The 6,759-nt window shown below is 71.4% G+C and carries 7 protein-coding genes; 4 read left to right on the top strand and 3 right to left on the bottom strand.

Annotation, left to right across the window (positions count from 1 at the left end; all coding sequences use genetic code 11):
• The first annotated feature begins 13 nt into the window (after positions 1 to 13).
• Positions 14 to 811: a carbon-nitrogen hydrolase family protein gene (locus ASG00_RS04465; RefSeq protein WP_082483059.1), complete on the top strand. Its 798-nt coding sequence runs from the start codon at positions 14 to 16 to the stop codon at positions 809 to 811.
• A gap of 39 nt (positions 812 to 850) precedes the next feature.
• Here the strand turns inward: ASG00_RS04465 and ASG00_RS04460 are convergent, their stop codons facing one another.
• The gene (locus tag ASG00_RS04460; protein ID WP_156454828.1) at positions 851 to 2,053 is read right to left on the bottom strand and encodes a pyridoxal phosphate-dependent aminotransferase; all 1,203 of its coding nucleotides are present in this window, start codon (positions 2,051 to 2,053) and stop codon (positions 851 to 853) included.
• Between the two features lie 106 nt (positions 2,054 to 2,159).
• Between ASG00_RS04460 and ASG00_RS04455 the strand changes: the two genes are divergently transcribed.
• A complete protein-coding gene (locus tag ASG00_RS04455; protein WP_082483054.1) occupies positions 2,160 to 3,626 on the top strand; it encodes a S1C family serine protease in 1,467 nt (488 codons plus the stop codon).
• Between the two features lie 30 nt (positions 3,627 to 3,656).
• On the opposite strand, the gene ASG00_RS04450 is transcribed toward ASG00_RS04455, so the two are convergent.
• Positions 3,657 to 4,601, bottom strand: coding sequence for a hypothetical protein (locus ASG00_RS04450; RefSeq protein WP_056207208.1), 945 nt, complete (start codon positions 4,599 to 4,601; stop codon positions 3,657 to 3,659).
• 90 nt (positions 4,602 to 4,691) lie between these two features.
• Between ASG00_RS04450 and ASG00_RS04445 the strand changes: the two genes are divergently transcribed.
• A complete protein-coding gene (locus ASG00_RS04445; protein ID WP_045248541.1) occupies positions 4,692 to 4,958 on the top strand; it encodes a DUF3039 domain-containing protein in 267 nt (88 codons plus the stop codon).
• 21 nt (positions 4,959 to 4,979) lie between these two features.
• On the opposite strand, the gene ASG00_RS04440 is transcribed toward ASG00_RS04445, so the two are convergent.
• Positions 4,980 to 6,299, bottom strand: a complete 1,320-nt coding sequence (locus ASG00_RS04440) for a nicotinate phosphoribosyltransferase (RefSeq protein ID WP_056207206.1) — start codon at positions 6,297 to 6,299, stop codon at positions 4,980 to 4,982.
• Positions 6,300 to 6,344: 45 nt separating this feature from the next.
• Here ASG00_RS04440 and ASG00_RS16860 point away from each other — a divergent pair.
• On the top strand, positions 6,345 to 6,759 hold a 415-nt coding region (locus ASG00_RS16860), incomplete at its 3' end, for an aspartate/glutamate racemase family protein (protein ID WP_235559137.1).

The following is a 6,759-nucleotide window of genomic DNA, read 5'->3' as shown; positions in this document are numbered from 1 at the left end:
GACCTCTCCTGCGCTGACCGTCGCCGTCGCCCAGTTCACACCCACCGAGGTGCTTGCGGCCAACCGCGAAGCGGTCGCAGCGCTCGTCGCGCGGGCCGCGGCATCCCGTGCCCGTCTCGTGGTGTTCCCCGAGTACGCGAGCTATTTCGTCGACCCGTTCGATGAGCGCCTCGCCGCCCACGCGGAACCCCTCGACGGCCCGTTCGTCACCCACCTGCAGGCCCTCGCGCAGCAGCACGACGTGGTCGTCGTCGCGGGACTCGTCGAGTCGGCGCCTGTCTCCGGCAAGGTGCGCAACACCGTCGTGGCGGTCGCCGCCGACGGCGTGCGCGCGGTCTATCGCAAGCAGCACCTCTACGACGCGTTCGGGCAGCGTGAGTCCGACTGGATCGAGCCCGGTGCGCTCGACGCTCCCCAGACCCTCGAGGTCGATGGCGTGCGCGTCGGGCTCATCACCTGCTACGACCTGCGGTTCCCCGAGTCGACCCGTGTCGTCGTCGACGCCGGCGCCGATCTCGTGCTCGTTCCCGCCGAGTGGGTGCGCGGTCCGTTGAAGGAAGACCAGTGGATGACGCTGCTGCGCGCCCGCGCGATCGAGAACACGGTGTTCGTTGCCGCCGCCGACCACACCCCGCCGATCGGCGTGGGGCACTCGGCGATCATCGACCCGACCGGAGTCGTGCGCGCGTCGATCGGCACGACCACCGGGCTCGCGCTCGCGGACGTCTCGCTCGATGACGTCGAGCGGGTTCGTCGCGTGAACCCCGCCCTGCAGCTGCGTCGATACACGGTCGTGCCGCGCGAGATCTGACGGGATCGAGCACGGCCCACCGGCTTCGGTGCGACCGGATCAGCGCAGCTCGGCGAGGCGGGCCGCGGCATCCGCGAGCACCTCGGTGCGTTTGCAGGCCGCGAAGCGCACCAGGGTGGCGTACTCGGTTCGCGCCGCGTCGCTGACGAACGCCGTCAGGGGGATCGCGACGACGCCCGCGCGCGCCGGAAGCTCGCGGCAGAACGCCGCCGCATCGGTCGCGCCCAGGGGAGTGGCATCCGCCACGACGAAGTACGAGCCTCGCGAGGGGGCGACGTCGAAGCCGGCGGTCCGCAGGCCATCCTGCAGCAGGTCGCGCTTGTGCTCGAGGGTCGTCGCGATGCCGGTGAAGAAACTGTCGGGCAGCCGCAGCGCGGTCGCGACGGCGGGCTGGAACGGCGCGCCGTTCACGTAGGTGAGGAACTGCTTGACCGCCAGCACGGCGTCGACCAGCGCGGCCGGCCCGGTGACCCAGCCGATCTTCCACCCGGTCACCGAGAACGTCTTCGCGGCCGACGAGATCGTCAGCGTGCGCTCCCACGCGCCCGGGAGGGTCGCGAGGGGGCGGTGACGGTGACCGTCGAAGGTGAGGTGTTCGTACACCTCGTCGCCGACGATGATCGCGTCGTGCTCGATCGCGAGGCGCACCAGCTCGGCACGCACCTCGTCGTCGAAGACGGCCCCCGTGGGGTTGTGCGGGTCGTTCACGAGGATGACTCGGGTGCGGTCTGTCACCGCATCGCGCAGCCGGTCGAGGTCGGGTCGGAAATCGGGCCAGGCGAGGGGGACCGTCACGAGACGGGCTCCCGCGAGGGCCACGCAGGCCGCATAGGAGTCGTAGTACGGCTCGAAGACGACCACCTCGTCGTCGGGGGAGTCGATCAGCGCCAGCAGTGTCGACGACAGCGCCTCGGTGGCGCCCGCGGTGATCAGCACGTGACGGTCGGGGTCGAGGTCCAGGCCGTAGAAGCGACGCTGATGCTCGGCCACGGCGAGCCGCAGATCGGGGATGCCGCGCCCCGGCGGGTACTGATTGACACCGTTCGCGATCGCCGCCCGGGCGGCCTCGAGGATCTCGGCCGGTCCGTCTTCGTCCGGGAAGCCCTGACCGAGGTTGATCGCGCCGGTCTGCTGGGCCAGCGCCGACATCTCGGCGAAGATCGTCGGAATCGGCACCCCGTCATCGGTCAGCAGGCCCGCACCGCGGGCGGCTCGACGCCAAGCGCCGGGAATGTCGTGCACCCGCCACACGCTACTGGAGGGGAGCGCATAGGACCGTTTCACGTCTGTCATAGAAAACGCACAGAGTCGCTGTGCAGGGTGGTCCCAGAGCACAGAAGGAGCAGTCATGAGCGACGCCGAGGGCACCCGCCCCGAGCAGTCCGACGCCGAGGCGGCAGCCGCGGCACCGATTCCCCCCACCCCGAGCCCTGCGCCGGAGCCGGCCGTCGACACCGCCGCCGCACGGCCCCCGCTTCCTGAGATCTCCGCGGCCGAGGCCGCCTCGGCGACGGCGCCGACCGTTCCGGTCGCCCCGGCGACGGGTGAGTCGTTCGGCCCGGCCGCGACCGGCCCGACCGCTCCCCTCTGGGGCACCCCCGCTGCTCCTGCGCCGAAGAAGAAGTCCGGCGCGACGCGCGCGGTCGGTCTCCTCGTCGCCGCGGCGATCGTCGGCGGTGCCGCCGGCCTCGGCGGTGCGGCTGCCGGTATGACGCTGTGGAGCCCGAAGGGCACGACGTCCGCGGCATCCGGCCCGACGACGGTCACCGTGAACGACACCAGCTCCGTCAACCAGACCACGGCAGTCGCCGCGAAGGTGGTGCCGAGCGTCGTCACGATCAGTGCCGAGTCGGGCCAGTCCGCCGGAACCGGTTCGGGTGTCATCCTGACCGCCGACGGGTACGTCGTGACCAACACCCACGTCGTCACCCTCGACGGCGCAACTGCCAACGCCACGCTCAAGGTCACCACCTCCGACGGTCACATCTACGACGCGACGGTCGTCGGCACCGACCCGACCTACGATCTGGCCGTCATCAAGCTGACGGGCGCGTCGGGGCTGACCCCGATCACCTTCGGCGACTCGTCGAAGCTCAACGTCGGCGACCAGACGATCGCCGTCGGCGCGCCCCTTGGCCTGTCGAACACCGTGACCAACGGCATCGTCAGCGCTCTGAACCGTTCGATCGAGATCGCGTCGTCCGCTCCCAGCAGCTCCGGCAGCTCGGGCGGCGACACGCAGCAGGGCCAGCAGTCGCCGTTCCAGTTCGACTTCGGACAGGGCCAGACGCAGACCTCCACGACCTCGACGATCAAGATCTCGGTGATCCAGACGGATGCCGCCATCAACCCCGGCAACTCCGGTGGCGCGCTGGTCGACTCCTCAGGTCAGCTGATCGGCATCAACGTCGCGATCGCGGGCACCGGCTCGTCGACGTCGGGGACCCAGTCGGGCAACATCGGCGTCGGCTTCTCGATTCCGTCGGACATCGTCAAGCGCATCACCGACGAGCTGATCCAGAACGGCAAGGCCACGCACGGTCTGCTCGGTGCGTCGGTGCAGGACTCGGCGAACGTCACCGGCGCGACGATCTCAGGCGCCTATGTCGCCGACGTCACCTCGGGCGGCCCGGCGGCCGCCGCGGGTCTGCAGAAGGGCGACATCATCACCGAGTTCAACGGCCAGCCCGTGACCGGTGCCGTCGACCTGACCGCCGAGGTGCGTGCGCTTGCTGCGGGCGCGAAGGCCTCGCTGACCTATGTGCGCGACGGCGCATCGCACACGGTCGACGTCACGCTCGGCTCGCTCAGCTGACGAACGGATGCCGCACAGCGGGCGTCGACCTCAGGGTCGGCGCCCGCTGTCGTCGTCGGGGGCGGGGTTCTCGCGGATGCGCAGCTCGCGGCGGGGGCGCAGCCGCTCGGTCGCCTTCGACACCCCGCGCACCGCGCTGCCGGTGATCGCCGCGGCGCCGCCGGCGGCACGGCCGAGCGCGCCGCCGACGATGTGCTCGGTACGCCGGGCGCCCGCCCGCGGTTCGAGCTCGACGGGCAGCATCGCCGGGGGCGCGCCGAAGGCCTTCCGTGAGGTCGTCACGACCCGGCGGCCGAGCAGATGGTTGCCCGTGCCCCCGATCGCGGCGCCGATGCCGAAGGGGAGTGCCTTCCCGATGATCGAGGCGCCGCCGCGGGTCGCGAAATGACGCACGAAGGTCGACTTGAGGGTGTCGACCACAGGACCCAGGGCGCCGCGGGGGATCGTGCGGGTGACGAGGTCACCCCAGTAGCCGGCGCGGTTCTGACCGCGTCCGGTGGCCTCACCGGCCAGCTGTGACACGAGGGCGACGCCCTCCTGTCCGAGCATGAGGGTCAGCACCAGCGCCCGAGCCCGGTCGGGGTCGTCGATCGCGACGCCGTGCACCTCGGCGATCGACTGTGCGAACAGGGTCGTCGTCTCGAGGAACCCCACGGTCTCGACACCGCTCAGGGCGAGTGTCACTCCGGTCCCGATCCCCGGCACGACGGCAGTCGCACCCACCGCAGCGCCGCCGGTCGTGATGGCGGTGAGGTAGCGACGCTCGAGCACGCGAACGATCTCTGCCGGTGAGGCATCCGGATGCCGCAGCCGCACGCTGCGCAGGTGTGCGAGCACGACCGGCCGCTGCAGGGAGAGCACCCGATCGAGGGCCCGGATCGAGAGCGGATGCTCCGGCGACCCCTCGGGCGGCAGACCTCCCGCCCACGGCGCGTCGTCCGGGAGCGAGTGGATGCGGTGCACCTTCTTCGCCACGCGGCGATCCTATGCGCCCGCCCTGACAGTGCGCTCCGGGCTGGGGATCACCGGTCCGAGCGGGCGTCCCCGCGGCTACACTGGCAACCCATGAGCACCCCACTCGACGCGCCCGACCATGGGGGTCTGGCCACCCTCGACCGAGAGCTCGAAGAGCTCATCCGCGAGGAGAACATCGAGCCCGGTGACCATGAGCGCTTCTCCCACTACGTGAAGAAGGAGAAGATCCTCGAGTCCGCGCTCACCGGCAAGCCGGTGCGCGCGCTGTGCGGCAAGAAGTGGACGCCGGGGCGCGACCCCGAGAAGTTTCCCGTGTGCCCCACTTGCAAGGAGATCTACGAGTCGCTCAAGGCGTGAGCGCGGCATCCGCCCCGCTCATCACCCGGCGGCGTAGACCGTCGGGATCGCGGGGTCCGATCGGCTGAGACCGAGGGCCCGCGACGGCAGCTCGGCGCGAGCCGCGATGTGGTGGGCGCGTGCGGCGGACACGCCCTCTGACCCCTCGAACGCGGTGTCGATGTCGCCGTGATCGACGAGCACCGTCTGGAGTGCCCGGGCGTCGGGGTGGTCGCTGCCGTGCGGGGTGTCGAAGCCGTCCGCCACCCGGATGAGCTCGGATGTCGCCACCCCGCCCGAGAGCGTCCGGAAGGCGCTCTTGCGGCCACCCGTCGTCGCCTTCTCGGCCGACGCCTTCGCCACGGGGATCCAGGTGCCGGCGGAATCCTGCCGCGCGACGAGCTTGTAGACCATCTGCGCCGTGGGGCTCCCGGAGCCGGTCACGAGCGACGTGCCGACCCCGTACGCGTCGACGGGGGAGGCGGCGAGAGCCGCGAGGGCGTACTCGTCGAGATCGCTCGTCACGGTGATGCGGGTGCGCGGCGCACCGAGGGCGTCGAGTCGGTCGCGCACGTGCGCGGCGACGACCGGCAGATCGCCCGAGTCGATGCGCACCCCGCCGAGCCCGGGGCCGGCGACCCGCACCGCAGTCTCGACCCCGCGGTCGATGTCGTAGGTGTCGATGAGCAGGGTCGTGTCGACGCCGAGCGCCGCGATCTGCGCGCGGAAGGCGTCCTCCTCGGTGTCGTGCAGCAGCGTCCAAGCGTGCGCCGCCGTTCCCATCGTGGGGATGCCGAACCGGCGCCCCGCCTCGAGGTTGCTGGTCGCCCCGAATCCCGCGATGAACGCGGCGCGCGCGGCCGCGATCGCCGCCTGCTCGCTCGTTCGACGCGAACCCATCTCGGCGAGGGGTCGCGATCCGGCCGCGATCGACATGCGCGCGGCGGCCGTCGCCACCGCCGAGTCGTGATTGAGCACGCTGAGGGCGAGCGTCTCGAGGATGACCGCCTCGGCGAACGTTCCCTCGACGGTGAGCACGGGCGAGCCCGGGAAGTAGAGCTCGCCCTCGCGGTAGCCCGTGATGGTGCCGGTGAACCGGTACTGCTCGAGGAGACGGAGGGTGGCGGCATCCACCACTCTCTCGTCGCGCAGGAACCGCAGCTCGTCCTCGCCGAAGCGGAAGTCGCGCAGCAGGCTGAGAAGGCGGCCCGTGCCGGCGACGACACCGAAGCGCCGACCGCCCGGCAGGCGCCGGCCGAACAGTTCGAACACGCAGCGGCGGTTCGCCGTGCCGTCGCGCACTGCGGCGTCGAGCATGGTGAGTTCGTACCGGTCGGTCAGCAGAGCCGTGCTCTCGGGCATGGCTCCAGCGTAGGGGCGCGCCGCACGCGGGTAGGCTCGGTGATCGTGAACAGCGCGCCGATCGGGATCTTCGACTCCGGGGTCGGCGGTCTCACCGTCGCCCGGGCGATCTCGCAGCAGCTGCCGGCCGAATCGCTGCTCTACGTCGGCGACACCGCCCACTCGCCGTACGGCCCGAAGCCGATCGCCGACGTGCGGCGCTACTCGCTCGAGGTGCTCGACACCCTCGTCGAGCAGGGCGTGAAGATGCTCGTGATCGCCTGCAACACGGCGTCGTCGGCGATGCTGCGCGACGCGCGCGAACGCTACGACGTGCCGGTCGTCGAGGTCATCGGCCCCGCCGTGCGCACCGCCGTCGCGACGAGCCGGTCGGGCCGTATCGGCGTCATCGGCACGCTCGGCACCATCTCGTCGGGCGCCTACCAGGACATGCTGCAGATCGCGCCCGGCGTCGAGGTCT

This window comes from Microbacterium sp. Leaf351, assembly GCF_001423825.1.
Lineage (GTDB): Bacteria > Actinomycetota > Actinomycetes > Actinomycetales > Microbacteriaceae > Microbacterium > Microbacterium ginsengisoli.
This window is presented reverse-complemented; position numbering and strand designations above follow the sequence as displayed.